Source organism: Plesiomonas sp., assembly GCF_051650925.1.
Lineage (GTDB): Bacteria > Pseudomonadota > Gammaproteobacteria > Enterobacterales > CAMTGL01 > Plesiomonas.
The window spans coordinates 1-1038 of the sequence record NZ_JBOFRH010000209.1; the positions used below are offsets into that span (position 1 = coordinate 1).

Genomic DNA, 1038 nt, shown 5'->3' on the forward strand with positions numbered 1-1038 from the left:
TGTAAATTAGCCGCGAGCGGCGAAGCCGTTATCGGGATCTCATTTGATTTTCCGGCGGCCAGTTTAAAAGCTAAAGGTGCTCCGATAGAGGTGATCTTCCCACAAGAGGGCTCTGGGTGGGATATGGAAGCGGCAGCGATTATCAAAGGTACAAGTAAGCTTGATGCAGCACAAAAGCTGTTAAATTTTGCGGCCAGTACCGAAGCTAATCAGATTTATGCTCAATCTTTTGCCGTGGTAGCAATTCCAGGTATCGCAACTCCACATACGTCTTACCCTGCTGATATTAGTGCTCAGATGATTGAAAATGATTTTGATTGGGCGGCACGTGAGCGGGATGGTATTTTGCAGACATGGACGACGCGGTTTGATGGAAAATCAGAAGCTAAATAGTCCTAAAATAACCGTTTAATGTAATCTAGCTCAGGCACGCTTGCGTTTATTACAGAGCAGGCAAGCGTGCCGCTACGCACTATCATAATAAATAACTCATAACACTTCGGTAAAACAGTTTGTTTCTATCTTTTGTGCTACTGCAAATACCCGCCCTTTTGCCGCATGAGGTATTATCTCTGCTAATTCACCACTGTTCATTGGCGCATTTTGCGCGGTCGGGTGTGGTTTAATGACTGTCCATTGATGCTCAGTATTACTAAACACGATTTTTTTAGGCTGATTTTGGCTTACTGGCAATATCCATTGCTGATCAGCATACTGTAATGTCACTTGAGTCACCTGTGCTGCGTCATCATACTCATAGGTAGCATTAACTGCACTCGGGTTAAAGACGCCACAGCTGTATTGCACATTTTTAGGCTTACTGTCTGCGGCATTTACAGCTGTCGGTAGCAATGTGGCCATTACCAGTGTAGTCATACTTGCAATCATCTTTATCGTCATCACGTTGTCCTCTGTTTGTGTATCTCAAGGTGTTATTTCAAAAACACTTAAATGAATAATTAACCTCATTAAGTGAATTTATATTTACTTTCAAGGTGATGATTCAGCAAGTAAAATAATGTAACCATATGTTTCATA

General features: G+C 42.2%; 2 protein-coding genes. One reads left to right on the forward strand and one right to left on the reverse strand.

Annotation, left to right across the window (positions count from 1 at the left end; all coding sequences use genetic code 11):
* Nucleotides 1-393: extracellular solute-binding protein (locus ACRC27_RS05065; RefSeq protein ID WP_438639332.1), on the forward strand; the 393-nt coding region annotated here is incomplete at its 5' end.
* Nucleotides 394-489: 96 nt separating this feature from the next.
* Here the strand turns inward: ACRC27_RS05065 and ACRC27_RS05070 are convergent.
* Nucleotides 490-876, reverse strand: coding sequence for a hypothetical protein (locus ACRC27_RS05070; RefSeq protein WP_438639333.1), 387 nt, complete (start codon nucleotides 874-876; stop codon nucleotides 490-492).
* Between the last annotated feature and the right edge of the window lie 162 nt (nucleotides 877-1038).

What these genes read in the sequence shown, in the direction of transcription:
- ACRC27_RS05070 (WP_438639333.1), bottom strand. Translation starts at nt 876, where the DNA reads ATGACTACACTGGTAATGGCCACATTGCTACCGACAGCTGTAAATGCC.